The sequence below is a fragment of the Lactonifactor longoviformis DSM 17459 genome, assembly GCF_900129135.1.
Taxonomy (GTDB): Bacteria; Bacillota; Clostridia; order Lachnospirales; family Lachnospiraceae; genus Lactonifactor; species Lactonifactor longoviformis.
On record NZ_FQVI01000008.1, the window covers coordinates 67,391 to 93,879 of the forward strand.

Below are 26,489 nucleotides of genomic sequence, written 5' to 3' on the forward strand. Positions count from 1 at the left end.
ACCACTCCAGCCGCCACTTCTTGCTCCGGCTCATAGGTCATGCTCCGGGGGCTTCTTCTGCTGAACCTTGTCCGGGGGCTTGCGTTCGCCGCACTCCCGTTTGGCCTCCGCCAGCCGCTCCCGGATGGAGGGCTTCTTCTCCGGCGTGGTCCTGCGCGCCTCACCCTGGGCCTTCTCCAGCTCCTCACCCTTGCGGCCGTTGTTCAGCACCCCGTCGATCATCCCGTAGTCGTCCTCCAGGGTCATCTCGGCGGTGCGGAGCGGGTTCTCCGGCTCCACCGGCAGGGCGATGATCTGCCCGTTCAGGCTGATGAACTGCTCCGGCTGCTTGAAATGTTCCATGTACTTCTGCACCTGCTCCGGGGTCAGGGAGGTGAAGGACTCCTCACCCAGCCCTACCACCAGGAAGGTGCCGGCCATGACGTCGTAAATCTCCCCATGCTCATCCCGCAGGCCCCGGTTCAGTTCCAGGCCGATCAGCTTGCCCTCATCGTTGCAGACCAGCCCCACCGGGTCGGAGAAGGGATAAGCGGTGGCAATATCACCGCCCACCTCCGCCTGTAACGAATGGAGGCCGGGAGCGATTTCCTTCACATAGGGCTCCTTCATGGGCTCCACCACCAGGACGGTCATCTTCTCCGGGGCGGCGTGCTCCTGGGCCTCCTCGCCGCGGATAGCAAAGGCGCGGGAACCGTTGCCCATGATGAGATACTTCCCATCGTCAGACTGATGGTGCAGACCGTACCCGGCCGCCTCCATTTGCTCCCGGCTCATATCCGTCACATAGAAGGTACCCCTGGGGGTCCGTACCGTTTCGCCGGTCTCCAGGTCATCCGGGGAGGGCGCCGGGGCCTGCCCGGACAGCTCCGCCTCATACTCCCGGCCCGCCTGCTCCGCAAAGGCCAGCATCTCGTCCACATGGGACTTGTCCGGGTTCTGGATAGCCTCCCGGATCACCGCAGGGTCTACATCGAGAAATTCTTCATAGCCGGTGGCGTCTTTGAACTTCTCGATCTCGGAAGGCAGATAGTCCTCCTGGGTCTGCCCCAGGGCGGCCAGCTTCTCATCCAGGGCGGAAATGCGCCCGGCCATCAGGTTTTCATAGATTTCTTCTTTTGCTGCGTGCTCCTCCGGGTGCTCGGCGGCGTACTGCGGGTCGTGCTGGCGGAAGAACTCGTCCATGTCGTAGGCAATGTCCATTGCCCACTCGGATTTTTCCTCCTCAGTCAACTCCTCCGCCTCCTGGAAGGTCATCACCCGGTATTCCTCCGGGATACTGTCCCGGTCCCCATCGTACACCTCGTCAAAGCGGCTCCCGGTATCCCGCACATACCCCAGGTCGGTGAACTCGCCGCCCTCCTCCAGGGCGACGTCCCGGCCGTAGGCCTCGTAGTCGATGTAGTTGCGCAGATGCTCCGGCACCTGCATGGCGTCCAGCTCCTCGATGTAATACCGGCCCAGGTCGTCATGGTCGTGGATGTCGGGGTAAATGTCGTAGCAGTCCAGGTTCTCGGTCAGGTTGATGATCTCCTGCAAACTGCCCGAATGGTTGCCGATCTCCATCGCCGCCTGGAACTGTTTATACTCGCCCTGGCTCATCTCGTCCAGCTTGGAGGCCAGGTAGTTGAGCTCGTCCAGGTTCTCATACTCGCCCAGTTTGTCATAGAGGTCGTCCACATAGCAGTCATAGTCGGTGATGAACCACTCCTCGTAGGGCTGGCTGAAGTCATCCTTCTGCCCAATGCCGATCCGTTCAAACACCTTCTGCATCTCCTCCGGTGTGGTGGGGAATTTTACCCATTCGCCCACCAGGTCGCCCTCGTTGTACTTGCCCAGGTTGGTAATGAAGGCGGCAAAGGGATAGTCCTTGTCATATTCATAATGGGGCATATACGCACCTCCTTACAGCTCCGGCTCAGATTTCCCCTTGTGGGGCGCCTGGGCCTTGTTCTTGTTCCTGCACTCCTGTTTGCTCTGTTCCAGCCGCTCCTTGATGGAGGGCTTGCGGTCCGCCTGCTTCGCCTGGGGGCGGTCGTGCTGCCACTCGTCGTCCGTGGGGAACAGATAGCCCCGGCTGGTGAAGCACCCCCGGTCCTCCTCCAGAGCGCGCCGGCCGAAGGGCGCGGGGTCAATGGCGGTCCGGAGGTCATCCGTCAGGTCAATGGTCAGTTTCTCCTCCAGGTACTCCCAGCCAAGATCCTCCAGGGTCTGGACATGGGGCTCCAGTACAAAGCAGTCTACATTTTTCTCAAATTCCAGGAACTGCTCCGCCGTGGTCAGCCGGAACGGGGACTCCTGCACAGCGGCCAGCAGGTCCCGGTCCTCCGGGGAGAGAGTGGCAACAGCTTTCGTCACCGCCGCCAGCTCCTCCCGGCTCATATTCTGTTCCGCACCGCCCAGGGAAATATCCGGGATTGCTTTATCTGCCATTCACGCCCTCCTTCCGTTTGGGGAACTCCAGCTTGAAGCGGACATACTTCTCGCCGGTATCGTCCAGCACCACCACCGCGTCATAAGTGGCACCCTTCTTTTCAGACCACATTCCCTTGACGGAGGTGCGGCCCTTTTTCAGCAGGTCGCCGGCCATCTTTTTTGTCAACTCCTTTTTGCGGGAGGTCCAGAAACGGTCGTCCTTCCACAATACAAACTGGCAGGAGCGGTCGGAGCAGTAAAAATTCTTCTTTCCCTCGTAGACCGGCTTGCCGCAGTGGGGGCAGAGGCCCACGGCCTCCCGCTCCGGGGCGAACAGCTTTTGTCCCTCCTCGGAGATATGGGAATAGGTTTTCACCAGCTCCCGCGCCATGTCAGAGATCCCCGCCATGAAAGCGGCGGGGTCGCCCTCGCCCCTGGCGATGGCGGTCAGCTTCTGTTCCCACTCCGCCGTGAGCATGGGAGAGGTCAGCGTATCCGGCAGGACGGTGACCAGGTTGATCCCCGCCTTGGTGGGGATGAGGCTTTTGCCTTTGCGCTCCACAAAACCGGCTGCCACCAGCTTTTCCAGGATCGCCGCCCTGGTGGCCGGGGTGCCCAGACCCTTGCGCTCGGCGTCCTCCGGCATCTCCTCTTTCCCGGCGGTCTCCATCGCCGCCAGGAGGGTGTCCTCCGTGTAGGCCTTGGGCGGGGCGGTGAAGTGTTCGGTGACAGAGGCATCCACCTGGTCAAAGGTCTGGCCTTCGGTAAAATCCGGCAGGGCGGCGGGATCCGCCTCGTCCTCCGGCTGCTCCTTCAGGGAAGCGCGGAAAATGTGGTCGATCTCACGCCAGCCCTCGGAGAGGATGCGCCGCCCCTTAGCGGTGAAGGTCTGCCCGCCGCAGGTAAAGGTTGCCGTCACCGCCTCGTACACATAGGGCTCCGCAACCGCGCACAGCAGCTCCCGGCACACCAGCAGAAGGATATTGCGCTCGCCCACGGGCAGTTCGGATAGACTGGCCTTCTCCAGCTCCAGGGTAGGGATGATGGCGTGGTGGTCGGACACCTTCTTGTCATTCACCAGCAAAGTCACATCCGGGAAGAACTCCTTGCATCCATCAAAGGACGGCACCTTCGCCGCCAGGTGGAGGACCGCCGAAGCGGACTCCGCCATGTCGGCAGTCAGATACCGGCTGTCCGTCCGGGGATAGGTCAGTAGCTTCTTCTCGTAGAGGGATTGCGCGTAGTCCAGCGTCTGCTTGGCCGTGTAGCCGAAGATGCGGTTAGCCTCCCGCTGGAGGGTGGTCAGGTCGTAGAGCCTGGGCGGCGCTTCTTTCTTCTGCTCACGGGTGACGGAAGCGCAGACCGCCTCCGCGCCGGCACAGGCCGCCCGCAGGGTCTCCGCCTCCTCCGGGGCGGCGATCTTCTCCGACACCGCCTCGGCCCCGCCCAGGGTCAGGCGCACATGGTGGTACTTCTCTTTGCGGAACATTGTGATTTTGCTGTCCCGGTCCACCAGCATGGCAAGGGTGGGCGTCTGGACACGCCCCACATTCAGGGTGCGGTGGTATAACACCGAAAATAATCTTGTGGCGTTGATCCCGATGAGCCAGTCCGCTTTCTGGCGGCAGAGGGCAGACTGATACAGCGGGTCATACTCCGCGCCGGGGCGCAGGCCGGCAAAGCCCTCCCGGATGGCCGCGTCCTCCATGGAGGAGATCCACAGGCGGGAGAAGGGCTTCCGGCAGCCCGCCATCTCATAGACCAGCCGGAAGATGAGCTCGCCCTCCCGCCCGGCGTCGCAGGCGTTGACCAGCTCCGTCACATCCGGGCGCTCCATGAGGCGCTTCAAATTCTGGAAGGCGTCCTCTTTGCCCTTCGCCAGCACATAACGGAAGGGCTCCGGCAGGATGGGAAGGTCGTCATACTTCCACTTCTTATAGGCGGGGTCATACCCGGCCGCGTCCATCGGGGACACCAGATGCCCCACGCACCAGGAAACGATGAGCCCATTTCCTTCAAAACAGCTATCGGCCCTGGATGTGACACCCAGGGCCGACGCGATGGATTTTGCAACACTCGGTTTCTCACAGATCACCAGCTTCATTTCGTATCCTCCGTTTCTTCCTCCTGTTCAGGTTCGTCCTCGTTGATATACTCCTCCTCATCGGCAAAATCATAGTCGTCCGGGTCCGCGCTGGCCTTGGTCGCCTGCTTGGGACGGATGAACTTGATGTAGGCGAAGGCTCCGCCGCCGCCCAGCACCACCAGCACCAGGACCAGCGCCAGGGCGCCCATGCCCCCGGACTTCTCCTCCTCCGGCTCCGGTTCGGGTTCAACCTCCGGCTCCGCGCCGGCGCACTCGGCCATATTCACCGCGCACACCTCGCAGGAAGTGTTCACCGCCCCGGCCTGGCATTTCTCCGTACAGGTGCAGACCGCCGGTGCCTCCTGGACCTCGCCATCCTCCATCAGTGCCAGGAGGTCCGCCTCGTCCACCTGGTTCAGGAAGTGGACGGTCTGCGCCCCCTCGTCATCCCGGTCGATGATGAGATAGAACACATTTCCGCCCTTTGTCTCCACCGTGATGAACTGTTTGCCGGAGGATGCGCCGCCCAGGTCGTCAATGAGGGACAGGTTCCCATCCGGGGTGAGAGCGGTCCCTCCGCCCCCGGAGAGGCCGGAGGCGAACAACTCCATCAGGGCGGAGAGGTCCGTCTCGTCCAGGGAGAGGGAGAAGCTGCCCGTGTCCGTGATGGTCAGGTAGTCGGAATGGACATAGCCCTCCCGCTCCGGCAGAAGCACTTTGACCCATTCGCCCTCGGTGCCGATGACCTCCACCTGCGCCCCATCGGGAAGCTGGGTGAAGGCGTCGTTGTCCAGCCCCGCGCCGGTGCGGACATTCAGGTTGCCGCCGCAGGTGGTCACGGTGCCGGTCTGATGGGTTTCCCATTTCTCCGTGTCAGGGGTGAACAGGATACCGTCCTCGGTGACAGTCACAGTCCCCAGACCGCCCATCAGTTCGGTGATCTGGTCCAGGGTGTCCCCGTCAACCTCCGTGTTATTGTCCGCGCTATCATCGCCGGCGGGATCTTCCTCATCGGTGACAGTGACCTCCGGGGCCTCGGCGTCCTCCGCAGGGTCCGCCTCCGTCCCGGCCGTTTCGGTGTAGTAGGGTTCGCCCTCCCCGCCGCCGGCGAAAGCGGGGACAGCAAAGGCCGTGGCACAGAGCGCCACGGCCAGGGCCGCCGTAAACAGGCGGATGATCTTCTTATTCTTCATACTCGGTATCCTCCATCTCATTCTCGCCGGGGTCCGCCGCGGCCTCCGCCTCCATCATGCCCTCCGGCAGGGTGATGAGGCCGCTGGCGTAGGCCTTCAAGAAGGCCGTCAGCTCCCGGTTGTCCATCTTTACCGCCTTGACCATGCGGACGATCTCCAGGTTTTCCTCCTCGGTGAGCTGGGCCTCCAGGGTGCGGAGGCGCTTCTGCTGCTCGGAGATCTTCTCTTTGGTCTTTTCAATATCACGGCGGATCTTCTCAACAGTTGCCATGTGTGCAAAACTCCTTTCCAAATCGTTCTTTCCATGAGTAGTTCCGGCCCAGGCCTTGGACCGTTTTCAAATTGGGGCGGGCGTTGTCCTCCAGAGCGATGGCCCTTCGGAACAGGTCGGGGTGGTGATCCCGCAGGTGGATGATCTCCTCTGCCCTCATGCTGGGACAGAAAAAGCAGGAGGACTTGCCGGGTTGGGGAAGCCCCGCATCTTCAATGGCCTGCATACACGCCGCCCGGTCCCATCCCCATTCCATCAGGGGATACCACTTGCTGTACTTGGGGTCTGCCAGGTCGCCCAGCAGCACCTTGTCGCTGCGGTAGCCCTCGCCGGCATCGTAGCCGATGAACTTCACCACCCGCTTGCCCGCTGCCCATGCCTTTTGGCAGGGCAAATAGTGATTGCAGAACTTTTCCTGCGGCCCGATCTTGTGTTTCAGGGAACACCGCTTGAAGCCGTAGGCGATGGAGGGCAGGGTGCCGCTCTGCAAACACTCCTGCTCCAGGGTCAGCCGCTTGCCGTCCCGCGTGGTCTTGTAGACTCTGGTGATGGGCGGCATCCCGTGGTCCTTCAGCCATCGGTCCATGACGTCCAGGTAGGCGTAGGTGTGGGGATGCTCCGCCCCCGTATCCGCAAAGAGGATCAGGTCCACCGGGATACGGTGCTGGTGCAGCCCGATCAGAAGGGCGGTGCTGTTGGCGCCGCCCCCATAGGAAACCATATTGATGTGTGTTTCACCTCCCGTTCCATTCTTTTTCATATCGGTATTTCATTTGTGCGGGATACAGAGGTTCAGAAGGGCGGCGTTTTCCGGTCCACATTTTGCCTCCGGCCAGGCCGGCGCATTTCCAGCCCGCCGCCCGGAGGCTTACGCCATTCTCCGTATCCAAAATGTAAGTGATGATTTTTCGGTATCCCATGGTCCTAGCTGCCCGCGCCGCCGCGCCGTAGAGGAAACTGCAAGCATTTTGCGTCCCATCCGTACACAGCCGGTTGACTTCCAGGGTCAGCCCATCATCCAAATACCGGCTGACAGGCCGCCCCACGATAGCGACGCCTGCAAGGCGCCCATCCACCATACAGCCCAGGGAGAACTTGTGCCCCCGCACTGGCTTATGGTGGCGGTGGTGCTCTGCGACAAAAGCGTTGGCCTCGGCCAGGGATACCGGACATAAAGATAGCATGGAACACCTCCCATCAGTTGTACGGCGGCCGGCCGTAGGCATAGAAATGGGATTGCCAGTAGCTGGTGTTCAAATTGGTGTAGGAAATCGGATCTCCACAGTGCAGCATCATATTATCGCCCACATAAATGCCCACATGGGAAACGCCTGGGGTGTCGTAGGTCCCCACGAAAAACACCAGGTCGCCCGGCTGGGGATCGGATACCGGGGTGGAGATATTGTAGAGCCCCTGGGCGCCCAGCCGCCCGGTGTTGCACAGACCGGTGCTGGTCAGCACATAGCTGACGAAGCCGGAACAGTCGAAGGAGGTCTCCGGGCTGGAACCGCCCCACACATAGGGATAGCCTAGGTATTTTTCCGCCTCGGTGATAAGGGTGGCAAAGCGTTCATCCGTCAGGTACTCGGCGGGGATGTCCCAGGCCGTGGGCGGGTTCTCGATGTACTTGCCCACATACCCGGAGGACGGGAACAGGTCCGGCCGGTTGCCCAGGGTGGACATATACACGGCGTACATGGAGAGCTGGTCCTCGCCCATGATATAGACCGGCACATGGGAGAGGTCGAAATTCTCCAGCGTGACGGTACAGATGTACCAGGTGTAGGGAACCTCCACCTCGTACTCGTTGCCCTCGCTGTCCGTTCTCGTTTCCGTCCGATACCTTGTTTCGGTGGTCACGGTCTCGGTAAGGATGTACTGCTTGTCAAAGAGCATTTCCAGATCCCCTTGTACCTCGTCCAGGGTGAACACACCCTCATGGAGGGCGGACAGGATGGACAGCAGCACATAGGGGTCATGCTCGATCTCGTCCAGGTCAAAGTGATATTCATCATAGTCGTGGGTGCTCTCATAGGTGTCCAGGTACTCTTGCAGCTCCGCCTCCATCCCGCAGTAGGCGGCCTCGGCCCCGGTCAGGTCCGCGTCCTCCGAAAGATAGGAGGAGGCCACCAGGCCGGAAGTCCCGCCCCCGAACATGGAGGTGCAGGACTGCATCAGCCCCATGATGAGCATGAGCATCAGCCCGATCCCGCCCACGATGAGAAGGGTGTGCTTGTTCTTCGTGACAAAGCCGCCCAGCTTCTGAGCCACGGTCCCGCCGCCCTTCTTCGCCGCGGAAGCGGCGGTCTGGGATGCCTTTCCCGCAGCCTGGGTCGCGCCGGTCCCTGCCCGATGTGCGGCGGCATACTGCTTTTGCAGCCGTTTCTTCTGCCAAAGGCGGGAGATGGGATTGCTGGACGCAAGCTGGGGGTTCTCCATGACGGACTTCTGCCAATAGAAATCCGCGTTGACCTTTGCCGCCGCCTGCTCCGCTTTTGTTACATCCCGCCAGGGTTTCAGCTTGCGATCCGCACGCGCCTGGTGGAAGCGGCGGCCGCCATAGCCCACGGCCTTCTCAATCTGCCGTTCTCCCAGGTGGCCGGCCTGAACACCGGAATTCTCGCCCTCCACCTTGCTCACCTCGCCGTGGAGGGTAGACCGTATTTCCTGCACCGGCCGGGATAAGGGGTTGCCATGCTCCTTGCCAGGGGGCTTCACGGGGACGGCGGCCTTTGCCGCGTCCAGCTTATCCACCGCCTTGTCGGACTTGCGGATGGGCTTTTTCAGCTCCGGCGCCGCCCGGTCTGCCTCCGAAAACTGCAAACGGGAGGAAGGGCGGTTCCTGGCCGCCTCACCCTCCCGGAAGGTATCGCGCCGCTTTCGCCGCGCCTTTTTCGCCTGGCGCCGTTCCACATGGCCCGCTGCCTCATCCATTGCCCGGCCCACCGTTCCCGCCGCCTCATGGTCGGGAGAATAGTCCTGCTCCGGGGGACGGTCCGAGATATGGGTGGCCTCGCCGGTCACCAGGTTTACCGAGATGGCCCCGTCATGGGTCATCTTCTGGGCCTCCTTCTCGGAGAATTTCCATTCCTGCATTTATCCGTCACCTCCTCCATAGGGGCAAATGTCCACACAAGCCCCGGTCTCAATCGCCGCGATATAGTGAAAAATAGGATAAGCCTGGGGCGGGCAGACCGCGTTGCCCAGGGTTTTCAGCCGCAGGGCCCGGTCCTTCGTGTCCTCGGTTATGCGGGGGACGCCCTCTGGCTCGGCGGCCCAGAGGATACGGCCGTCCATCCTTTCGGGAAGCCCATGAGCCATTCCACCCAATCGGGGTTCAGGGCCGCCTTCTCCGACAGGGGCTGCTCCTGGTGGATCACCTGGGCCGAAAGGTTGCTGGACGGGGACTTGCCTCGAAAGGCCGTGGGTTTTAAGGTGGAGCGGTAGCCCTCTGACGCCGCCGGCGTCAGGTAGAACACCGCCGCCGAAAGGCTCAGGCTCCAGATGCTCCCGTCCCTGTTCCGCTTGCGGAAGATCCCATTGTCCGACAGGAACACATCCAGGTTTGCCGCGTCCCTGCAGGTGGATTTGTCGGAGGCAAGGGGCGTGGGAAACATCAGCCGCGACGATAAAAGTTCGCTGGCGCTCATGCCACGCGCCGACGCCGCAAGCCGGAAATACGAATGGGAGAACAGCGTATCCCGCTTTTGCCAGGTCAAAAATCGTTTTGTCGAGCCCCATATTGATGAAGCCAGCAACATTTTCCCCAAGCACCCAACGGGGCCGCAGTTCGGCAATAACGCGGCACATTTCCGGCCACAGGTAGCGTTCATCCGCAAAACCCCGCCGCTTTCCAGCGGTGGAGAAGGGCTGACAGGGGAAGCCGCCGGAGATGATGGTGACTGTTTCAAGTCCTGTTTTCTCAAAAAACGCCTCCTTCGTAAATGTGGTGATGTCCCGGAACTTCGGCACATCCGGCCAGTGCCGCTCCAGGACGGAATAGGGGTAGTCCGCCCATTCACACTGGCAGACGGTCTCGAACCCGGCCGCCTCCGCCGCCAGGTCCAGGCCGCCGATGCCGGAGAACAGGCTTACATGGGTCAGTCGCTCCATACCTCGTCCCCTTCAAGGTCTCCCTCGTCCTGGGGCTCCTCCACATCCTCCAGGCGGACCAGGTTATGGCGGCGGATGATGGACTCCTCCAGGATGTCCTGGGCGGCGTTGCTGTCCTCCGGAAGGCCCAGGCTGCGGAAGAGCTTTTTCAGCACCTTCTCATAACCGCCGGCCTTTTTCTTCAGCCGGAGGAAGTCCTTCTCCGTCTCCGCTTCGGACAGGCGGCGGGCCAGCGAATAATAGAGGACGATCAGGTGATGGATGTCGCCCACCAGCAGGCGGAAGCCGCTGCCGGGGATGATGTACTCATCCAGATACTTTTTAGGCTTCGGTTCCTCTGCGGGGATCATCTCCACTTCGTCCAGTTCCTTCTCGATAAGGTCGTTCAGGTCTTTAGGGTCGCCGAACACCAGGTAGCGGCCGGGGATGCCCCATCCCTGGAACTTCTCCTCGGCGATCTCGCCGTACCGCTTCGCCGTGTCCAGCACATGGAACACATCCTCCTCGTCCTTGATCCTGCCCGCCAGGAAGGCAAGCTGGTGGAGAAGGCCGTACAGATGGACCTCATCATTGATATGGTTCAGATAGGTCTTGCCGTCAATGATATACAGCTTATTTTTCATATTCATTCCTCCGTTTCCGCCGCGTGCTCCACCTCGCTGGGCTTGGTGGTGAGCAGCTTGTAAAGCTCCGTATCCTTCGGGAAGTCGTCCGCAAATGGCAGGATGACATTATTAAAAAACAGCAGCCCATGGCCCGGTTCGGAGTTGGTCACATAGGCAAGCTGTTCCGCTGAAATGCCCAGCCGCTCCGCCAAAATCTTGCGGTCTCCGGCGGCCTGGTTGAGCATATAGATGAAATCACTGTTTTCCAGGATGTTCTCGATCTCCGGGGAGGAGAGGAGGTCCTTGGGGTTCTGGGTCGCCCCCGTAGGCACTCCGCCCCACTTTCTGAACCGTTTCCAAATCTCGGCGCTGTACGCCGCAGTCTGCTCCTCCTTCAGCAGGAGGTGGAACTCGTCCACGAAATACCAGGTGGAGCGGCCGATGGCCCGGTTGATGGTGACGGTGTTCCACACCGCGTCTTGGACAATGAGCATCCCCGGCTTTTTCAGGTTCTTGCCCAGGCCCTTGATATCGAAGCAGACCAGCCGGTTGCGGATGTCCACGGTCGTGCGGTGGTTGAAGAAGTTGAGGGAGCCGTTCACGTACAAATCCAATGCCTGGGCCACCCGGTCGGCCTCCGGGATATGCTGGGCTAGCAGGGCCTCCATCAGGTCGCCCAGGATCGGCATATTCTCCGGCCGTGGGTCGGCAAAGTAATTCTGATAGATTTTCTGCACCGCCCGGTCGATGACCGTCTTTTCGATGGCCTCCAGCCCAGTCTTGCTGCCCATGATGAGCTCGCAGAAGGACAGGACAAAATCACTTTTCAGCGCCAGCGGGTTCTCCTCGTCCGAGTAGTTGAGATTGATGTCCAGGGGGTTCACATAGTCGGTGCTGGATGGGGACAGCCGGATCACCTGCCCGCCCAGCCGGCGTACCAGGGGCGAATACTCATCCTCCGGGTCGCAGATGATGACGTTATCTTTGGTGGTCAGGATGATGAAGGTGATCTCCCGCTTACAGCTCATGGACTTGCCGCTGCCCGGCGTGCCGAACACCAGTCCATTAGGGCTCCTGGACTGTTTGCGGTCCAGAAGGATCATGTTGTTACTCAAAGCGTTGAGGCCGTAGTACATGGCATCGCCGCCCATGAACAGCTCTTGAGTGACGAAGGGCACGAACACCGCCAGCGCCGAAGTGGTGAGACTCCGCTCGATCCTGATACGGTTGAGCCCCAGGGGCAAAGAGGACATGAGGCCGTCCTCCTGCTGGAAGTCCAGCCGGGTGAGGAGGCAGTTGTAGGTCTGCGCCACACTGGCCGCCTGGGACACGGCGATCTCCAGCTTCTGCCGGGTCTCAGCCATGTGCATGACCAGGAAGGTCAGGTTGAACATTCGTTCATTCCGGCTTTGCAGGTCCTGGAGGATGGTCTTTGCCGCGCCGCCGTAGGTGGCAAGGTCGCTGGGGAGGATGTCCATGTCATACCCGCTGCGCACCGCCCGCTTCTGCTCCGCAATTTTCATGGCGTCCAGGTCGGTGATCTTGCGCTTGACCATCTTGATGGCCTCGTTCTGATTGATGCCTCGGATGTGCATGGTCACCAGGATGTTGCCCTCGGTCTCCATGAACTCCGCCAAAATGCGGTCGTGGATCTCCGGGGCGGTGATCTGCAAAAAGCTGACAGCCCCGTACATCTCGCCGATGCGGAAGGTGCGGGTCTCCCCGAAGTGGAAGGAGGACGGGGCGATGAAGTCCTTGACCGACAGCCCGCTGGGCGCCAGCCAGTCCCAATCGAAGGCGAACTTGCCACCCTCCGGGTGGAGGATGCCGTGAAGCAGCTCCAGCCGCTCCTTCCCGTCCAGCACATGGGCGGCGGCACCCATGACCTTGAAGCGGTTGAGGGTGTCAGTCTCAATGCGGGCGAACCTCGCCCGCGCCGCCGGAAGGTTCTCCGCCTCGATGGTCAGGGTCACATACTTGGTTTTCACATAGCCGTTGCTGCCCCGCTCATACTGGAAGCGGAGTATCCCCGCCGCGTCCTCCCGGACAGGGTCCAGGTCGTCCCCCTGAGGGTGGATGCCGAACAGGTCCTCCTCCGGCCCATGCTCCACATACCGGCTGCTCAAAGTCATCTGTACCCCGATGGTGGGGTCGTAGCCGTTGTAGAAATCGCAGAGGTGTTCAAAAATATCCCGCTGGTCCTCCGGCGAGGCCAGGCGGTAGTTGACGTCCTCGAAAGCAATCGTCTTGGAGAAGGCCCCGCCCTCCAGCCGGCACAGGCCGTCCGGGAACATATTGCGGAAGGGGATGCTCTCCTGCACCGTATGGGCTTTCCCGTCCCCTTTGGCCTGGCGGACCACTGCCTCGATCTGTTTACGCTCGGCGCGGGTCAGCTTACGCCTTGCTCCTGCCGGTTTTGCGGGTCTTGCCGTTTTTGCCTGCAATCGCTCTCACCTCCTGTTCCAATTCATACTGCCGCGCCAGGGCGGAGTACAGGTTGTTGGTCTGGTAGATCCGCGTCTTTGGTCGGATAAATTTATTGTCGATGAGGTGCCCCAGGAACACCTCCAGGGGCTGCCCGTTCTTCTCATACATGGCGAACAGGAAGAAGGGCAGCATCACCAGGATCATGCACAGGGCCGCCGTGGTGGTGCCCAGCGCCTCCTTAGTCAAAAAGAAAAGCGGCACGCCGATAATTGCTGCCGCTCCGAAATATATCACCTGCCGTTTGGTCAGCCCGAACAGGATCTTGCTCTGTACCTTGCTTAAGTCCTTCGGGATCGTTACATAGGCCAATAAAATCAACTCCTTTCCGCAAGCTGAATATCGCTTGCTACTTCATTTCCCCATACATCCCAGCCGGGGGTCGCCTGCCGGGCGAACAGCTCGATCCGGGGGACATCCCCCATCAGGGTCTCGATCCGGTGCCGCGCCTCATCCGGCTTTTTGCTGTGCTCCTCAACATGGGAGAGGATGACCTGCTTGACATCCCTGGCCGCCCGTTTCGGGTGCCCGCGGGTCGCCAGCAGGCAGATCTCCGCATTAGCGCGGGTCCAGTATCCCATCCCGGTGAAGATGTTATCCGATTTGCGGCATTGCTTGACCCACACGAAGGCCACCGTCTTGAAGGTGAAGCCCCAAGCGTCCATAACGGCCCAGCCCTCCCGGAGCATGGGGAAGGTGATCCAGAGGAACAGGGCGCAGTCCCCGGCCGCAATCCGGGATACGGGCAGCGCCTTGATGGCCTCTATGCTCATGGTGGGATAATGGCTTTCCGCGCTCCGGCCCGCGCCCTTCTTGCTCCATACCTTGTAGGACCAGGGCGGGTCCGCGTAGATGACATTGTATTTCTTCTCCATACCGGCCTCCCCCTAATGCGCCCCGAACAGTGACTTGGCGAGGCTGCCGGTCTTAAAGAGGGTGAAGCACAGGAGCACCGTGTACCCCATGCACCCCCAGATGGCGCCGGAAATGTTGTCGCCGCTCAGGGAAATATTCTCCACCAGCACCGCGTAGATCCCTACACAGATCATAATGAGGAACGCCTGGAAGCCCAGGGCCAGCAGGGAGCGGAGATAATTCTGCCCCGTGTTGCCCCATTCCCGGTTCGCCATCGTGGCAAAGGGGATGGGACCTATCGAGGTCACCAAATACACCTCAATCATCCTCCCGTAGATCACCAAGAAAATACAGATAGAGAGGACCTGCGTACACAATCCCACGAAGATGCTCTGGAACCAAAGCCCCAGCAGGGCGCCGATGCTCCAGTCCGCGAGCTGGATCTCCAGATCGGCGGTCACGCCGGATATGTCGATGCCCGCGTCCGAGATGATGACGCCGGCGCTCTGGCTGACCACGTTCTGCGCCACATCAAACACCGCCATGACGATGTTCCAGGTGTTGGTGACGATGAGCACCGCGCAGAAGGTCTTGAAGATCCACTTGAAGAAGATCCAGGTGTCGAAGTCGTGGAGGTTGTTCTTTTCTACGATGAGCTGGATGAGCTCATAGCACATGACAAAGGTGAGGACGATGCCGGCGATGGGGACGATCACGGTCTCCGAGAGGCTGCGGACCATATTGAAGATGCCGCTGTTCCACGCGGAGGGTGTCATGCCCACCTCCCCGGCGATCTCGCCCACCTTGGTATTCAGGGTATCAAACATCCCGGTCAGGTTTGAAATGATACCGTCGATGAGCAGTTCCTGGAACCACTCCTGTATCGCGTCAAAGATCAACGGGGATCATCTCCTTTCCGGGAGGCCCCGTGTGCCGGGGCCTCCCGTGGGGTCTGCTGGCGGACATCAGGCGGAGAGCAGGCCGGACAGCAGGGGGATCAGGGTCAGGCCGATGAGGGCGACACCGCCGCCGGCCATGAGCTGTTTAATTCCCTGCGACTTTGCTGATGTGCGATAAAGAAGTAATAGAAGTGTAAAAAATTTTGCCGTTCCTATCCGGCACTTGGCCATTGTGTCGGATAGGTCGGGCGTTAGGCTTCGGGCAAATCAATCTTGCCGACAAAGCTGTAATAAATCTCAATGTCCTGCCTGCGGGTGCCGTTCTCGTCATAGCTGCACTCATGCACGACGATTTTATCAATCATTTCCCGCAAGAGGGTGGGGGTAAGTTCCTCAAAGGCAAGGTGCTTTCGGACGATACCCATAAACTTTTCCGCGTTGACGGTGGCGGCCTGCGACTTGTCCAGTTCGGCCTGCAAAGCGGCGGCGCGGTCTTTCAGTTCCCGCTGCTCCTGCTCATAGTCTGCCGACAGTTCCATGAAACGCTCGTCGCTGATTTTGCCGTTTACATTGTCCTCATACAGCCGCTTGATAATGCGGCTCACTTCGGCAATACGCTCCTGCGCCTGTTCAAGCTGCTTGGTAGCTGCGGCGGTCTTTCTCTTGCCGCCGATCTCGTTCTGCTGGATAAGCAGCTTCACAAAGCGGCTCTCATGCTTGGCGGCATACTCGGTCACTTGCCGGAGATTGGAGAGGACACCGGCGGTCAACAGGTCGGTGCGGATAAAGTGCGCCGTACAGTCGCGGGTGCGCTTCTTGTAGCTGCCGCAGATGTAACAGTCCTGCTTGCGGTTCTTGTTCTGATACCGCTGCTGGTACATCACATGGCCGCAGTCGGCGCAGAACAGCATACCGGAGAACAGCCCCACTTCATCATAGCGGTTCGGGCGTTTGCGCTGCTTGCGTAACTCCTGCACGCGCTCCCATGTTTCCGTGTCGATAATCGGCTCATGGTGGTTCTCAAAAATGGCCTGCTTCTCCACGGGGTTCTCTACGCTGTGCTTGACCTTGTAAGAGGGCTTCTCCGTCTTGAAGTTTACCAGACAGCCGGTGTACTCCCGGTTTTCAAGGATATGAACGACGGTGTTCGTCGCCCATTTGCACTCATAGCCGGGGTGGTAGCGGCGGGTGCTGCCCGTCCTGCGGTATTCCAGCGTCCCCGGCGTGGGGATTTGCTGCTCCGTAAGCATACGGGCAATCTTGGTCGGGCCATTCCCGGCAAGACAAAGCTGGTATATCTGCTGGACAACCGGCGCGGTTTCCTCGTCAACGAGATAGTTCTCGTCCTCGTCCATGAGGTAGCCATATACCGGCTTGCTGGTAACAGGCTTTCCACTCATGCCTTTTGCTCGTTTTACTGCTTTGATTTTCTTGCTCGTATCTCTCACCAGCCATTCGTTGAACAGATTTCGCAGAGGGGTAAAATCGTTGTCCATGCCGCCGTTTGCGCTGTCCACATTGTCGTTGACAGCGATAAAACGCACTCCCTTTTGAGGGAACAGCATTTCCGTGTAAAACCCTACCTGCAAGTAGTTTCGCCCTAACCGGCTCATGTCCTTGACAATGACCGTACCCACTTTCCCGGCTTCAATGTCTGCAAGCATGGCTTGAAAACCGGGCCTTTGAAAAGCTGACGTTAGATAACGATACTTTTGAAAACACTGGAAAATCAAGGTTTTTCGAGCGACGGACAAGCAGGGTATTGTACTAAAAACTGAATACGACGCAGAAGCGGCGTTTCTTACTCTCTACATGGGAGAACAGGAACGCCGCTTTTTTCATGCCCTTTGTTACGCAGTAGGGGCAGAAAAAGCCTTGCTACAAGCGGTTTTGCGGGTGTGTATCTGGCGCGGCAAGGGATTTATACCTTATTCCCCGAAACCGCGCTTCTACTGCGTAACAAATCCAAAGCAAAGGAGCTATGAACTATGGCAGTTTTCAGAGTGGAACGGAACAAGGGCTACACCGTAATGAGCAACCACCACCTACGCAACAAGGAGCTTTCCCTAAAGGCAAAGGGGCTGTTGTCGCAAATGCTGTCACTCCCCGAAGATTGGGACTACACCTTGAAAGGCTTATCCCTTATCAACCGGGAGAAGATAGACGCTATCCGCGAAGCCATTAAGGAGCTTGAACGCGCCGGGTATATCGTCCGTTCAAGGGAGCGCGACGAGAAAGGACGCTTGCGGGGCGCGGACTATGTGATATTCGAGCAGCCGCAGCCGCCTACGCCGGATTTACCAACATTGGAAAATCCAACATTGGATAATCCAACACAGGAAAAACCAACATTGGAAAAACCTACGTTGGAAAATCCAACGCAATTAAATAAAGATATACAAAGAACTGACTTACCAAAAAAAGAAAAAATAATTACTGATGAACAAAGTACCCATTCCATTCCTATCCTTTCCCCTAACCCCTCTCCTTGCAGAGAAGCGGCTACGCCGCCGGAACGGAAAGGAACGGAAGCGACAGCACAGAGCGCAGTTGATATATACCGGGAAATCATCAAGGACAATATCGACTACGACATTCTCAAACAGGACATGAAGTTTGACAGTGACAGGCTTGACGAGATTGTAGACCTCATGCTTGAAACCGTATGCACCGCCAGAAAGCGGGTACGGATTGCGGGGGACGACTACCCGGCAGAGCTTGTGAAATCTAAGTTTATGAAACTGGACGGCGAGCATATCCGCTTTGTGCTTGACTGTATGCGGGAGAACACAACGAAAATCCGCAACATCAAGCAATATCTGAAAGCAGCCCTTTTCAACGCCCCGTCCACTATCGGCAATTATTACACTTCCCTTGTCGCCCATGACATGGCAAGCGGCGCACTGTCACCGAAAAAGCCGCAGTACGGCGACCCGGACTATTATTCATGCAACGAGGGCGAAAGCCTGTAACCACCCACAACCACAAAAGGAGGATTTTATTATGGCACAGAAAATGACAGGAGCATTGGTATTTGACGAGCGCACCGACCGTTACGACATCCGCTTTGACTTAAACAGCTACTACGGGGGCTTGCATTGCGGCGAGTGCTTTGACGTATTCGTGCGGGGCAAGTGGAAGCCGACCCGGATTGAGTACGGCGACAACTGGTATCTTGTGGGTATCAGAGCCGAGGACTTGAACGGGCTGCGGGTGCGTATCTGACCGCCGCCCCATAAAGAAACGCGAAAGGAGGACGCGACAAATTGCAGGACGAAGTAAACGAAAAGACCATAGCCCTTTACATCAAGACCGGGAAGCTGACCGCGCAGACGCTCCAAAAGGCAATGAAAGCCATACTGTCAAAGGGCAAAAAGCAGCTTGCAAAACCGCCACAGGGCAAGCAGAGCTTAAAGCAGCTTATGAAGCAGAACGCGGGCGTTTCCAACATTGAGATTACCGAGGGCAATATCAAAGCCTTTGAGAGTACGGCGAAAAAGTACGGTATCGACTTTGCGCTGAAAAAGGACGCGACGGAAAGCCCGCCCCGCTATCTGGTTTTCTTCAAGGGGCGGGACGCGGACGTGCTGACCGCCGCCTTTAAGGAATTTTCCGCAAAAAAGCTGACACAGGAGAAAAAGCCCTCAATCCGAAAGCTGCTCTCTACCCTCAAAGAAGCTGCACAGGGCAAGAACGCGGAACGGGCAAAGGTCAAGAACAAAGACAGGGAGGTATCGCTATGAAGCCGGAAATCAAGAAGCTGCTTATCTTAAATCTCCCGTATCTGCTCTTTGTCTGGCTCTTTGATAAAGTGGGCGCGGCTGTCCGGCTCTCCCCCGGCGCGGACGCGAGCGCAAAGCTGCTACATCTTGGGGACGGTTTTACCGCCGCCTTTTCCAGTATCGCGCCGAGCTTCCACCCGGCAGACTTAGCTTTAGGCATTGCGGGGGCGGTCATTGTCCGGCTGATTATCTACACCAAAGGCAAGAACGCGAAGAAATACCGCCGCGGGACAGAATACGGTTCGGCGCGTTGGGGCGGGGCTGACGACATAAAGCCGTACACCGACCCGGTATTTGAGAACAATATCCCCCTAACGCAGACGGAACGGCTTACCATGAACAGCCGCCCGAAGCAGCCGAAATACGCAAGAAACAAAAATATCCTTGTAATCGGCGGTTCCGGCAGCGGCAAGACCCGGTTCTTTGTGAAACCGTCGCTCATGCAATGTACGTCAAAGGATTTTCCAACGTCGTATATCGTCACTGACCCGAAAGGAACACTGATTTTGGAAACCGGGAAAATGTTACAGCGGTACAAATACCGTATCAAAGTGCTAAATACGATTAACTTCAAAAAATCCATGAAATACAATCCCTTTGCCTATCTGCGGAGCGAAAAGGACATTTTGAAGTTAGTCAATACCATTATCGCCAACACCAAAGGCGACGGGGAAAAATCCGGCGAGGATTTCTGGGTGAAAGCGGAAAAGCTCTACTACACCGCGCTAATCGGCTATATCTGGTATGAAGCCCCGGAGGACGAGAAGAACTTCACGACGCTGCTTGAAATGATAAATGCGTCGGAAGCCCGCGAGGACGACGAGGACTTCCAGAACCCGGTTGACCTCATGTTTGAACGTCTGGAAGAAAAAGACCCGGAGCATTTTGCAGTCAAGCAGTACAAAAAATACAAACTTGCGGCGGGTGATATATGCTCTAAGTGACTTCTTAATCATGATTTTGTCATGGTTAGTGAAGCAATCACTTAGAGCATTTTTGTTTCAGGAGGTACAGCCATGAGAAATGAAAAAATTACCCCACTGTACGAGCGCCTGAGCCGGGACGACGAGTTACAGGGCGAGAGCAATTCCATATCCAACCAAAAACAGATGTTAGAGGATTTTGCCCGCCGGAATGGGCTGCCAAACCCTACGCACTTTACAGATGATGGTATCTCAGGCACCCGTTTTGACCGCCCCGGATTTTTGGCGATGATGGAGGAAGTGGAGGCAGGGCGTGTAGAGGCAATCGTCATCAAGGACATGAGCCGGTTGGGGCGCGACTATCTGAAGGTCGGTCAGGTCATGGAGGTTTTGCGGCAACGCGGTGTTCGTCTGATCGCCATCAACGACGGTGTGGACAGTCTGAAAGGCGATGACGATTTTACCCCATTCCGCAACATCATGAATGAATTTTACGCCCGTGATACCAGCAGGAAAATCCGTTCTGTGTTTAAGGCAAAAGGTATGAGCGGCAAGCACCTGACCGGCACTGTGATTTACGGCTACTTATGGGACGAAAAACGGGAGCATTGGCTGGTAGATGAGGAAGCCGCCGAAGTGGTACGCCGTATCTTCTCCCTCACGCTGGAGGGATATGGGCCTTATCAGATTGCCTGCAAATTATCCGCAGATCGGATTGAAATTCCCGTCGTACACCTTGCCCGCTTCAACGAGGGTGTGAACCGTTCAAAGCCGGTCAAAGACCCCTATGGATGGGGATCATCTACCATCGTGAACATTTTGAAAAAACGAGAGTATTTGGGGCACACCATCAATTTCAAGACCCGCAAGCACTTTAAGGACAAGAAAAGCCACTATGTTTCTGAGGACGAGTGGACGATCTTTGAGAATACCCATGAAGCCATTATCGACCAGCAGACCTTTGATCTGGTGCAGAAAATCCGCAGCAATGTACGGCGTTATCCAAACGGCTGGGGCGAAGCAGCTCCCCTCACAGGCTTACTCTATTGTGCCGATTGTGGCGGCAAGATGTATGTCCACCGCACCAACAATGGCAAGCGGATTTCTCAATATACCTGTTCCAATTATACCAAAGTTCCGTGTGGGACACTATGCCTTACACAACACCGTATCAATGAGAGTGCTGTTCTGACATTGGTTTCCGACACACTCCGGGCTATCGCTGAATATTCGAGAAATGACCGGACGGAATTTATTCACACTGTTCAGGAGACGCAGGTTGCTCAACAGAGTGCCGATATATCGAAAAAGCGCAGGCATCTGGCTACTGCCCAAAAGAGAGCCGGAGAACTGGAAAAACTGATTTGCAAAATCTATGAGGATAACGCCCTCGGCAAGCTGCCGGATACACGATATAAGGCGCTTGATGCACAGTATGCCAAAGAGCAGGACGCACTTGAGATTGAAATTGCGGAGTTGGAAAAGGCTGTTACCGGCTATGAGCAGAGCCAGAAATCAGCAGAGAAATTTATAGCCCTGATTGATAAGTACGAGAATTTTGACACGCTGACAAATACCATGCTCAACGAGTTTGTAGAGAAAATCCTTGTCCATGAACGCTCCCGAAAAGGCAGTCAGGATACCACGCAGGAAATTGAAATCTACTTTAATTTTTTAGGACGCTATATTCCACCATCCTTACAGCCGGTTCCTTTAACCCCAGAGGAACAGGAAGAATTGCGGAAAAGAGAAGAACGCAAGGACAGGCTCCATCAGAACTATTTGAAGCGGAAAGCCAGCGGCGCACAGAAACGGTATGAGGACAAAATCAAGGCGAAGAAAAAAGCGGAAATGGACGCTAAGAAAGCCCTGATCCGGGCTGAGGATATGAAAAAAGGTGTTTTTTCTACTATCGGGCAGCTACCAAAAGAAGAACCGCGCAAAGGCAGCATAGCAGCCAGCGCAGCAGTCTAATCATCACGGAGCAAAGGAGCATGAATATGAGTAAGTTGACTTACATTCGTTGTGGAGATTATGATATACCCAACCTAAAACTTTCTGAACAGCCGGAAACTTCTATCGGCAAGTACGGCAGGATGCGAAAGTCCTACCTGAAGGAACACCGTCCTATTCTCTACAACCAACTGCTGATGAGCGAGAAACTGTATCCGCACCTGTTAGAGATTGATTGGACAGCGCAGGAGCGCGTGGACACCATGTTGCCTCACATGATGGAGGCTGCGGGTGTCACTGAGGAACTGAAAGCCTGTGATCCTATGCGCTGGGTAGGACTGATGAACACATTAACGGCACAGATTGAGGAAATTTTAATCAGGGAACTGATTTGCAGTTGAATGGGAGGTGTGGGAAATGCTGACCTTTGAAAAGGTTCTGGAAGTGTTTCAGGCATATCTGGATGATGATCCTCTGTATGAGGTGGTGCAGACCAGCCACGGTTATACATTGATGGCATGGGAACCTCACCGGAATGACTGGTACAGCGCCGAAATACAGAAAACTCCGGAGGATTTGCGAAACGCCTTGCTGGATACATACGCCAACTTTCTGGAAGATAAGATTACCGGAAATGACCGCGATCTGACTGTGACAGAAACCGGAGAAATCCAGCAGAGGTGCCGGGAACTTTGGGAAAAGTGCCGGGAAACTTGATATAGAAACGCCAGAAGGAGGCCGCGATTATGCGTCCTCCTTCTGCTTCGCAGTCTGTTCCATTTTGAGCGCCCCGTCTATGGCACCTTCGATAATCGGCAGGTATTCTTCAGGGCAAAGCTTCAGCTTGTGGCTGACTCGTTGCCGCTGTTCGCTTTCTTCCCGCATGATCTCCGGGTTAAAATACCGTTCCACGGGAAGTCCGCAGACCTTAATCAACTGGATCATCACAGGCAGGCTCGGAATCGCACCTTGATTCTCAATGTTGGCAAGATACCGCCATTCAATCCCAACCATTTCTGCCAATGTTTTTCGTGCCAGACGCTTTGCCTCTCGTGCGGCTTTGACATCTGCGCCGAAGGTTTCAAAACCGGGACAATCTTCAACTTTCGCCATATAACATCACCCAGTTACATTGTATAATTCATACTTTGCCTGTGGAATGTTGCTATATGCAGGTTGGTTGAAGTTTATAATTCACATTCCGTTTCTTGCATTGTTCGAGAAAGAGAACTATAATGTACTCTGTGGAGGTGCGAAATGGACTATATGACATTGAAAGAGGCCGCCGAGAAATGGGGCGTGACACCTCGTAGGGTAAATTATTATTGTGCCGGTGGGCGTATCCCCGGCGCTGTGAAAATGGCCGGTGTTTGGCTGCTCCCTAAAACTGCGGAGAAGCCGCTTGATGGCCGGACAAAACAAGGAAAGGAACTACGCCATGAATAAAATTTTGATTATAGATGATGACAGAGAACTGTGCGCTTTGATTAAACGCAGCGTACAATCGGAACATATAGAAGCCGATTTTTGTAATACCGGAAAAGAGGGCTTGCAGAAATTAAAAGAGCAGGAGTATCAGCTTGTGGTGCTGGATGTGATGATGCCCGGTATGGATGGCTTTGAAACGCTGGAAGAAATCCGCAAAGAGAACAGCCTGCCGATTTTGATGTTTACATCCAAAAATGACAGCATTTCTAAAGTGCGGGGCTTACGGGCCGGGGCGGACGATTATCTGACAAAACCGTTTGATATGGACGAACTGATTGCCCGTATTGCGTCCCTCATTCGCCGCTACACCCGCTTTAATCATCAAGCCGGAGCTGTGCAAAAACTGGATTTTGATGGATTGCAAATTGACCTTGAAAATCGTTCTGTTACGACGGAAAATGGCACTTTTGAACTTCCACCAAAGGAATTTGATCTGCTCCTGTACTGCGCAAAGCATCAAGGAAAAATTTTGACAAAACAGCAGATTTATGAGGAAGTTTGGGGCGAAGAATATTTCTATGATGACAGTAACATTATGGCGATTATCAGCCGGCTTCGTAAAAAATTAGAAGTCAATCCTTCAAGCCCAAAGTATATCCAAACGGTCAAAGGGATTGGCTACCGCTTTAATAAGGAGGTATAGCCAATATGGAAATCATCGTTTTCTTGTCCATTGTGATTGCTGTTGTGGCTGTGCTGACTTCCATCGTTCTCGTTCGGCGCGTAAAAAAACAAATCGCAGAAATGACCGATGTGCTGGTTGATGTGAAAAACGGAAATGGCAACCGGCGTATTCTGTCTGCAACAAATGAATTGACAGCACCTCTTGCCTATGAAATCAATGAGATTGTTGTGTCCTATGAAAGCAGACTTTCAACTGTACGGCAGACAGAAGAAACCAACCGCCAGCTTATGACGAGCCTTTCCCATGATGTTCGGACACCCCTTACCACTCTGATTGGGTATCTTGACGCTGCACACAAAGGACTGGTCACAGGAAAAGACCGGGATGATTATATTGAAACCGCCCGACGGAAAGCCCATGATCTGAAAGAATATATTGATGTGCTCTTTGACTGGTTCAAGTTAAATTCCAATGAGTTTGCTTTGGAAATCCAGAGCGTTGAGGCCGCAGAGCTGACAAGAAATATCCTGATTGACTGGATACCGATTTTTGAGGATAAACAGGTTGATTATGACATTGATATTCCCGAACAGCCTGTCCGGGTAAGATTGGATATGGACAGCTATATGAGGATCGTCAACAATCTCATTCAAAATGTAATCGCTCACAGCCATGCAGACAAAATCAAAATTGTCCTGTCAAAGAAGGAAAATAACATGGAGCTGCTGCTGGCGGATAATGGAGTAGGAATTGAGAAAGACGATTTGAAACACATATTTGAACGGCTTTATAAGTGTGATAAAGGACGCTCCGAAAAAGGAAGCGGACTTGGTCTTTCTATTGTCCATCAGCTTGTAGAAAAGATGGGTGGAAGCATAACAGTTGAAAGCTTTCCGGGAGAAGGAACTGAATTTATGTTGCTTTTTCCTTTGGAGATTTAAGCGGGTTCCCGTCTTTATGGCGGGAACCTTTGTCATTTTTGCCGGATTTCAAATTGCAAGGTTAATGCAAGGTTGCGGCAAGGTTAATGCAAGGTTGGCGTGATAGAATACCTTACAGAACAGGAGGTTTTGAATATGGATACAAATTACATCATTGAAACAAAAAATCTGACGAAGCAATATGGCTCACAAAAGAGTGTGGCTGACTTAAATATCCATGTGAAGCGTGGGAGAATTTATGGTCTGCTGGGCAGAAACGGAGCCGGAAAAACCACTACCATGAAAATGCTGTTGGGCTTAACGAAGCCGACTTCCGGGGAGGTCAAAATCTGGGGGAAACCCTTGCAGGGGAATGAAAAGAAATTGCTGCCCCGTATTGGTAGCTTGATTGAGTCTCCCGGCTTTTATCCCAATCTGACCGGCACAGAGAACCTGCGTATCTTTGCTACCCTGCGGGGCGTACCAAACAATCATGCCATCAAAGATGTTCTGGATCTGGTAGGACTGCCTTACAAAGATAAAAAGCTCTTTTCACAGTATTCTCTTGGTATGAAGCAGCGGCTTGCCATCGCCCTTGCCGTTATGCACGATCCAGAACTTTTAATTTTGGATGAGCCGATCAACGGTCTCGATCCTATCGGTATTGCAGAAGTACGCTCCTTTATTCGGGAGCTTTGCGACGCAAGAGGAAAAACCATTTTGATTTCCAGTCACATTCTTTCGGAGATTTCCTTGCTGGCTGACGATATTGGAATTATCGACCACGGCGCATTGCTGGAAGAAGAAAGCCTTGCTGAACTGGAGCAAAAAAGCAGTAAGCATATCCGGTTTACACTCTCTGATACTGCACAGGCGGCAAGAATTTTGGAACGCAATTTCCATGAAAACCATTTTTCCATACAGGACGACCACAATCTGCGCCTGCACAACCTTGATCTGCCTGTGGGGAAAATTGTAACTGCCTTTGTAGAAAACGGATTGGAGGTATCGGAGGCGCATACCTGTGAAGAAAGTCTTGAAGATTACTTCAAGCGTGTGACAGGGGGCGAAGGAATTGCTTAAACTAATCAAATGCGAATTTTTGAAATTAAAACGGAAGCCCTTGGTATTTATTTCTCTGCTGCTTTCTGTTTTCATGCCATTGGCTTATGCTTTCTTTCTGGCAGATGTAAACACTGATGTGGATGCTGTAAATGGAGTGATGTCCAGCCTGTTCCAGCTCAGTGCTTATTTGCTTTTGATGCCGCTCCTTGTGATACTGGCTTCCAATCTGCTGTTTGAGGAGCTGGACAATGACACACTAAAAAACCTTGTTACCATACCGATAAACAGAACCAAGTTGGTGCTGTCCAAGATGCTGGTTTTGCTATTGTTTGCCGTTGGCTTTATGGCAGTTGGAGGATTGGTAAATCTTGCGGTTTTGCTGTTTCAGGGCTGGGAGCCGGTTGGGTTTTGGACCTTGTTTGGCGTTGGGATAGAAGAAGGGCTGATTATGTGGGTAGGCGCACTTCCATGTATCCTGCTCGTTGTTCTTCTTAATAAAAACTATATCGTGTCGGTCGTGATTACCTTTTTCTATACGACTGCAAATTATATCCTTTCGATGAGCGATGCGTTCCTCACACAGCCTTTTGGTTTGAATATCGGAACCCTGTTTCCGGGACCGCTGGCTTTCCGCTGGACCTTCCAATTTTATGACCAAAGCCAGACCAGTGCGGAATTGGCAGACTTGTTGGAACGGATCAGTCCGTATTTTCTGAATGGTGTTCAGGTGTTCGGTGTGATTGTTGGGGAAGCCGTTGTATTTCTTGCGCTGATTGCGTTGGTTTACCGGCGCCAGGAAATCTAAGGGGGTGTAA

The 26,489-nt window shown here is 55.6% G+C and carries 26 protein-coding genes and 3 pseudogenes; 12 read left to right on the forward strand and 17 right to left on the reverse strand.

Features of this window, described 5'->3' with window-relative positions; all coding sequences use genetic code 11:
* Nucleotides 1-30 precede the first annotated feature (30 nt).
* The 16 genes and pseudogenes from BUA56_RS09410 to BUA56_RS09485 all read right to left on the reverse strand — a co-directional run.
* Nucleotides 31-1,890, reverse strand: coding sequence for an antirestriction protein ArdA (locus BUA56_RS09410; RefSeq protein ID WP_003510886.1), 1,860 nt, complete (start codon nucleotides 1,888-1,890; stop codon nucleotides 31-33).
* A 12-nt stretch (nucleotides 1,891-1,902) separates the two neighbouring features.
* Nucleotides 1,903-2,430 (reverse strand): hypothetical protein, encoded by a 528-nt coding sequence (locus BUA56_RS09415; RefSeq protein WP_003510887.1) that lies wholly within the window; start codon nucleotides 2,428-2,430, stop codon nucleotides 1,903-1,905.
* The gene (locus tag BUA56_RS09420) at nucleotides 2,420-4,516 is read right to left on the reverse strand and encodes a type IA DNA topoisomerase (protein WP_072851201.1); all 2,097 of its coding nucleotides are present in this window, start codon (nucleotides 4,514-4,516) and stop codon (nucleotides 2,420-2,422) included. The genes BUA56_RS09415 and BUA56_RS09420 overlap by 11 nt, the downstream gene beginning before the upstream one ends.
* Nucleotides 4,513-5,691, reverse strand: a complete 1,179-nt coding sequence (locus tag BUA56_RS24120) for a CD1107 family mobile element protein (protein WP_072851203.1) — start codon at nucleotides 5,689-5,691, stop codon at nucleotides 4,513-4,515. Before BUA56_RS24120 ends, BUA56_RS09420 begins: the two co-directional genes overlap by 4 nt.
* Nucleotides 5,681-5,962 carry a DUF4315 family protein gene (locus BUA56_RS09430; protein ID WP_003510898.1) on the reverse strand — a complete coding sequence of 94 codons (282 nt, stop codon included), beginning with the start codon at nucleotides 5,960-5,962 and terminating at the stop codon, nucleotides 5,681-5,683. Before BUA56_RS09430 ends, BUA56_RS24120 begins: the two co-directional genes overlap by 11 nt.
* Entirely contained in the window at nucleotides 5,949-6,722 is a 774-nt protein-coding gene (locus BUA56_RS09435; protein ID WP_003510900.1) for an adenine nucleotide alpha hydrolase family protein, read from the reverse strand. Before BUA56_RS09435 ends, BUA56_RS09430 begins: the two co-directional genes overlap by 14 nt.
* Complete coding sequence (locus BUA56_RS09440) at nucleotides 6,697-7,146, reverse strand: XF1762 family protein (RefSeq protein ID WP_003510902.1); 450 nt, start codon at nucleotides 7,144-7,146, stop codon at nucleotides 6,697-6,699. Before BUA56_RS09440 ends, BUA56_RS09435 begins: the two co-directional genes overlap by 26 nt.
* Nucleotides 7,147-7,159: 13 nt before the next feature.
* Nucleotides 7,160-9,058 (reverse strand): C40 family peptidase, encoded by a 1,899-nt coding sequence (locus BUA56_RS09445; protein ID WP_003510904.1) that lies wholly within the window; start codon nucleotides 9,056-9,058, stop codon nucleotides 7,160-7,162.
* Nucleotides 9,059-10,075: a DNA cytosine methyltransferase gene (locus BUA56_RS09450; protein ID WP_003510905.1), complete on the reverse strand. Its 1,017-nt coding sequence runs from the start codon at nucleotides 10,073-10,075 to the stop codon at nucleotides 9,059-9,061.
* Entirely contained in the window at nucleotides 10,063-10,698 is a 636-nt protein-coding gene (locus BUA56_RS09455) for a hypothetical protein (RefSeq protein ID WP_003510907.1), read from the reverse strand. The genes BUA56_RS09450 and BUA56_RS09455 overlap by 13 nt, the downstream gene beginning before the upstream one ends.
* Before the next feature lie 2 nt (nucleotides 10,699-10,700).
* Complete coding sequence (locus BUA56_RS09460; protein ID WP_003510914.1) at nucleotides 10,701-13,124, reverse strand: VirB4-like conjugal transfer ATPase, CD1110 family; 2,424 nt, start codon at nucleotides 13,122-13,124, stop codon at nucleotides 10,701-10,703.
* Nucleotides 13,075-13,476 carry a PrgI family protein gene (locus BUA56_RS09465; protein WP_003510916.1) on the reverse strand — a complete coding sequence of 134 codons (402 nt, stop codon included), beginning with the start codon at nucleotides 13,474-13,476 and terminating at the stop codon, nucleotides 13,075-13,077. Before BUA56_RS09465 ends, BUA56_RS09460 begins: the two co-directional genes overlap by 50 nt.
* Nucleotides 13,477-13,481: 5 nt before the next feature.
* A complete protein-coding gene (locus BUA56_RS09470; RefSeq protein ID WP_003510917.1) occupies nucleotides 13,482-14,039 on the reverse strand; it encodes an MT-A70 family methyltransferase in 558 nt (185 codons plus the stop codon).
* Nucleotides 14,040-14,051: 12 nt separating this feature from the next.
* Nucleotides 14,052-14,918 (reverse strand): VirB6/TrbL-like conjugal transfer protein, CD1112 family, encoded by an 867-nt coding sequence (locus BUA56_RS09475; protein WP_003510919.1) that lies wholly within the window; start codon nucleotides 14,916-14,918, stop codon nucleotides 14,052-14,054.
* Nucleotides 14,919-14,984: 66 nt separating this feature from the next.
* A pseudogene (locus BUA56_RS23975) lies at nucleotides 14,985-15,083 on the reverse strand (Maff2 family mobile element protein); the annotation flags it as partial.
* An 86-nt stretch (nucleotides 15,084-15,169) separates the two neighbouring features.
* Nucleotides 15,170-16,609: pseudogene (locus BUA56_RS09485) on the reverse strand (recombinase family protein); the annotation flags it as partial.
* Between the two features lie 297 nt (nucleotides 16,610-16,906).
* Here BUA56_RS09485 and BUA56_RS09490 point away from each other — a divergent pair.
* From BUA56_RS09490 to BUA56_RS09520, 7 genes and pseudogenes are all read left to right on the forward strand, one after another.
* Entirely contained in the window at nucleotides 16,907-17,890 is a 984-nt protein-coding gene (locus tag BUA56_RS09490; protein ID WP_008978068.1) for a DUF6017 domain-containing protein, read from the forward strand.
* Nucleotides 17,891-17,921: 31 nt separating this feature from the next.
* Nucleotides 17,922-18,143 (forward strand): DUF5348 domain-containing protein, encoded by a 222-nt coding sequence (locus BUA56_RS09495; RefSeq protein WP_002569164.1) that lies wholly within the window; start codon nucleotides 17,922-17,924, stop codon nucleotides 18,141-18,143.
* A gap of 41 nt (nucleotides 18,144-18,184) precedes the next feature.
* The gene (locus BUA56_RS09500) at nucleotides 18,185-18,661 is read left to right on the forward strand and encodes a PcfB family protein (protein ID WP_002569165.1); all 477 of its coding nucleotides are present in this window, start codon (nucleotides 18,185-18,187) and stop codon (nucleotides 18,659-18,661) included.
* A pseudogene (locus BUA56_RS09505) lies at nucleotides 18,658-19,626 on the forward strand (type IV secretory system conjugative DNA transfer family protein); the annotation flags it as partial. The gene BUA56_RS09500 and the pseudogene BUA56_RS09505, both read left to right, overlap by 4 nt.
* A gap of 90 nt (nucleotides 19,627-19,716) precedes the next feature.
* On the forward strand, nucleotides 19,717-21,597 hold the full coding sequence (locus tag BUA56_RS09510) for a recombinase family protein (protein WP_005933672.1): 1,881 nt from the start codon (nucleotides 19,717-19,719) through the stop codon (nucleotides 21,595-21,597).
* 26 nt (nucleotides 21,598-21,623) lie between these two features.
* A complete protein-coding gene (locus tag BUA56_RS09515) occupies nucleotides 21,624-21,977 on the forward strand; it encodes a TnpV protein (RefSeq protein ID WP_035394338.1) in 354 nt (117 codons plus the stop codon).
* Nucleotides 21,978-21,993: 16 nt separating this feature from the next.
* Nucleotides 21,994-22,293 carry a hypothetical protein gene (locus BUA56_RS09520; RefSeq protein WP_005933668.1) on the forward strand — a complete coding sequence of 100 codons (300 nt, stop codon included), beginning with the start codon at nucleotides 21,994-21,996 and terminating at the stop codon, nucleotides 22,291-22,293.
* 27 nt (nucleotides 22,294-22,320) lie between these two features.
* Here BUA56_RS09520 and BUA56_RS09525 read toward each other — a convergent pair whose 3' ends face one another.
* Nucleotides 22,321-22,689, reverse strand: coding sequence for a helix-turn-helix transcriptional regulator (locus BUA56_RS09525; RefSeq protein WP_005933665.1), 369 nt, complete (start codon nucleotides 22,687-22,689; stop codon nucleotides 22,321-22,323).
* A gap of 144 nt (nucleotides 22,690-22,833) precedes the next feature.
* Between BUA56_RS09525 and BUA56_RS09530 the strand changes: the two genes are divergently transcribed.
* The 5 genes from BUA56_RS09530 to BUA56_RS09550 all read left to right on the forward strand — a co-directional run bounded on the left by BUA56_RS09530 (nucleotide 22,834) and on the right by BUA56_RS09550 (nucleotide 26,479).
* Complete coding sequence (locus tag BUA56_RS09530; RefSeq protein ID WP_005933662.1) at nucleotides 22,834-23,022, forward strand: helix-turn-helix domain-containing protein; 189 nt, start codon at nucleotides 22,834-22,836, stop codon at nucleotides 23,020-23,022.
* Entirely contained in the window at nucleotides 23,015-23,707 is a 693-nt protein-coding gene (locus BUA56_RS09535) for a response regulator transcription factor (RefSeq protein ID WP_007037412.1), read from the forward strand. The genes BUA56_RS09530 and BUA56_RS09535 overlap by 8 nt, the downstream gene beginning before the upstream one ends.
* 5 nt (nucleotides 23,708-23,712) lie before the next feature.
* Nucleotides 23,713-24,630, forward strand: a complete 918-nt coding sequence (locus BUA56_RS09540; RefSeq protein WP_002596319.1) for a sensor histidine kinase — start codon at nucleotides 23,713-23,715, stop codon at nucleotides 24,628-24,630.
* 135 nt (nucleotides 24,631-24,765) lie between these two features.
* Nucleotides 24,766-25,692, forward strand: a complete 927-nt coding sequence (locus BUA56_RS09545; RefSeq protein ID WP_072851211.1) for an ABC transporter ATP-binding protein — start codon at nucleotides 24,766-24,768, stop codon at nucleotides 25,690-25,692.
* A complete protein-coding gene (locus BUA56_RS09550) occupies nucleotides 25,685-26,479 on the forward strand; it encodes an ABC transporter permease (protein WP_002596320.1) in 795 nt (264 codons plus the stop codon). Before BUA56_RS09545 ends, BUA56_RS09550 begins: the two co-directional genes overlap by 8 nt.
* The last annotated feature ends 10 nt before the right edge of the window (nucleotides 26,480-26,489 follow it).

Excerpts from the sequence above, each read along its gene's own strand:
- BUA56_RS09490 (WP_008978068.1), top strand. The coding sequence starts at position 16,907 with ATGGCAGTTTTCAGAGTGGAACGGAACAAGGGCTACACCGTAATGAGC.
- BUA56_RS09415 (WP_003510887.1), bottom strand. The coding sequence starts at position 2,430 with ATGGCAGATAAAGCAATCCCGGATATTTCCCTGGGCGGTGCGGAACAG.
- BUA56_RS09510 (WP_005933672.1), top strand. The coding sequence starts at position 19,717 with ATGAGAAATGAAAAAATTACCCCACTGTACGAGCGCCTGAGCCGGGAC.
- BUA56_RS09525 (WP_005933665.1), bottom strand. The coding sequence starts at position 22,689 with ATGGCGAAAGTTGAAGATTGTCCCGGTTTTGAAACCTTCGGCGCAGAT.
- BUA56_RS09520 (WP_005933668.1), top strand. The coding sequence starts at position 21,994 with ATGCTGACCTTTGAAAAGGTTCTGGAAGTGTTTCAGGCATATCTGGAT.
- BUA56_RS09445 (WP_003510904.1), bottom strand. The coding sequence starts at position 9,058 with ATGCAGGAATGGAAATTCTCCGAGAAGGAGGCCCAGAAGATGACCCAT.
- BUA56_RS09455 (WP_003510907.1), bottom strand. The coding sequence starts at position 10,698 with ATGAAAAATAAGCTGTATATCATTGACGGCAAGACCTATCTGAACCAT.
- BUA56_RS24120 (WP_072851203.1), bottom strand. The coding sequence starts at position 5,691 with ATGAAGAATAAGAAGATCATCCGCCTGTTTACGGCGGCCCTGGCCGTG.
- BUA56_RS09540 (WP_002596319.1), top strand. The coding sequence starts at position 23,713 with ATGGAAATCATCGTTTTCTTGTCCATTGTGATTGCTGTTGTGGCTGTG.
- BUA56_RS09450 (WP_003510905.1), bottom strand. The coding sequence starts at position 10,075 with ATGGAGCGACTGACCCATGTAAGCCTGTTCTCCGGCATCGGCGGCCTG.
- BUA56_RS09530 (WP_005933662.1), top strand. The coding sequence starts at position 22,834 with ATGGACTATATGACATTGAAAGAGGCCGCCGAGAAATGGGGCGTGACA.
- BUA56_RS09495 (WP_002569164.1), top strand. The coding sequence starts at position 17,922 with ATGGCACAGAAAATGACAGGAGCATTGGTATTTGACGAGCGCACCGAC.
- BUA56_RS09440 (WP_003510902.1), bottom strand. The coding sequence starts at position 7,146 with ATGCTATCTTTATGTCCGGTATCCCTGGCCGAGGCCAACGCTTTTGTC.
- BUA56_RS09515 (WP_035394338.1), top strand. The coding sequence starts at position 21,624 with ATGAGTAAGTTGACTTACATTCGTTGTGGAGATTATGATATACCCAAC.
- BUA56_RS09545 (WP_072851211.1), top strand. The coding sequence starts at position 24,766 with ATGGATACAAATTACATCATTGAAACAAAAAATCTGACGAAGCAATAT.
- BUA56_RS09420 (WP_072851201.1), bottom strand. The coding sequence starts at position 4,516 with ATGAAGCTGGTGATCTGTGAGAAACCGAGTGTTGCAAAATCCATCGCG.
- BUA56_RS09410 (WP_003510886.1), bottom strand. The coding sequence starts at position 1,890 with ATGCCCCATTATGAATATGACAAGGACTATCCCTTTGCCGCCTTCATT.
- BUA56_RS09470 (WP_003510917.1), bottom strand. The coding sequence starts at position 14,039 with ATGGAGAAGAAATACAATGTCATCTACGCGGACCCGCCCTGGTCCTAC.
- BUA56_RS09535 (WP_007037412.1), top strand. The coding sequence starts at position 23,015 with ATGAATAAAATTTTGATTATAGATGATGACAGAGAACTGTGCGCTTTG.
- BUA56_RS09435 (WP_003510900.1), bottom strand. The coding sequence starts at position 6,722 with ATGAAAAAGAATGGAACGGGAGGTGAAACACACATCAATATGGTTTCC.
- BUA56_RS09430 (WP_003510898.1), bottom strand. The coding sequence starts at position 5,962 with ATGGCAACTGTTGAGAAGATCCGCCGTGATATTGAAAAGACCAAAGAG.